Consider the following 945-nt stretch of genomic DNA (forward strand, 5'->3'; position numbering starts at 1 on the left):
CCGGCTCGGACACCCCAAGATCACACCGCAGACCAGCCGATCATTCGTGATCGACACGCCACTGCCGCCAAGATCACACTGACCCCGACACGAGGTCACGCTCAAGATCGGGCTGAATGCTTACGCCGGGGAGGGTGGAAGCGGCCCCGACAACGACGAGACGGGCCAGTACTGCCAGATGGTTCGGGCTCGGCAAGCGAGACGGAAAGGCGTACGTGAGAAACCAGCGGCTGAACGCCCCTCGAGCTACCCACCAGCTCGAACCTGGCGGATCTGGGCTGGCCAGCAGCGCACACCCGCACGACGACGGAGACGTGGTCGTTGATGTTGTCGTGCGGGGAACTCCCGGGCTGGGTGATGTCGCCGGTCGGGAGGCCATGGTGAAGGTCTGCGGCGTAGCCGTGGCGATGTTGCAGGGGCATAGCTGGGCGCCGACCCCGTCGATCGGATCAGCAGTGAACGTGGGAATCATCCCGGCGGTCCCCGACCCGCACCGTCGCCTGCGGTGTGGTGGAAGGCGCGTCGTCGGCCGATGCCGTCGGGGTGGGGCGGAGGGCCCGTAGTAGTCCGAGGCCGGGAAAGCCGGTCACATGGCGAAGGGGTCCAGCGTGTTCGCAGCAGGGATGCAGGACGAGGAGTGCGCTGGTGAATATCGGCGATCCGTGGCCCGACCTCGACGAGGCCGAAGTCCGGGTACTCGCGATGCAGAGGAAGCTGCACCATTGGGCGAAGACCGATCCCGGTCGGTGCTTCGATGATCTTCACAACCTCGTCTATGACCCGTTCTTTCTCGTGGTTGCGTGGGACCGGGTGCGGGGCACGGTCGTTTCAAGATCGACATGGCGGGTGAGGAGGCGTTCGCCGCGCAGGGTTGATCATTCGCGGACGGATTGATGATCGTCGGCGTGTCACGGCGGGTGGGCAACGGAGCTCCGGTAGGTGGAG

1 protein-coding gene is annotated in these 945 nt (G+C 65.6%); it reads left to right on the forward strand.

All coding sequences use genetic code 11. From position 1 onward, the window contains the following. The first annotated feature begins 645 nt into the window (after window positions 1-645). Window positions 646-894, forward strand: a complete 249-nt coding sequence (locus KME75_RS41955) for a hypothetical protein (RefSeq protein ID WP_219420610.1) — start codon at window positions 646-648, stop codon at window positions 892-894. Window positions 895-945 lie beyond the last annotated feature (51 nt).

The sequence above is a fragment of the Pseudonocardia nigra genome (assembly GCF_019396355.1).
GTDB lineage: Bacteria > Actinomycetota > Actinomycetes > Mycobacteriales > Pseudonocardiaceae > Pseudonocardia > Pseudonocardia nigra.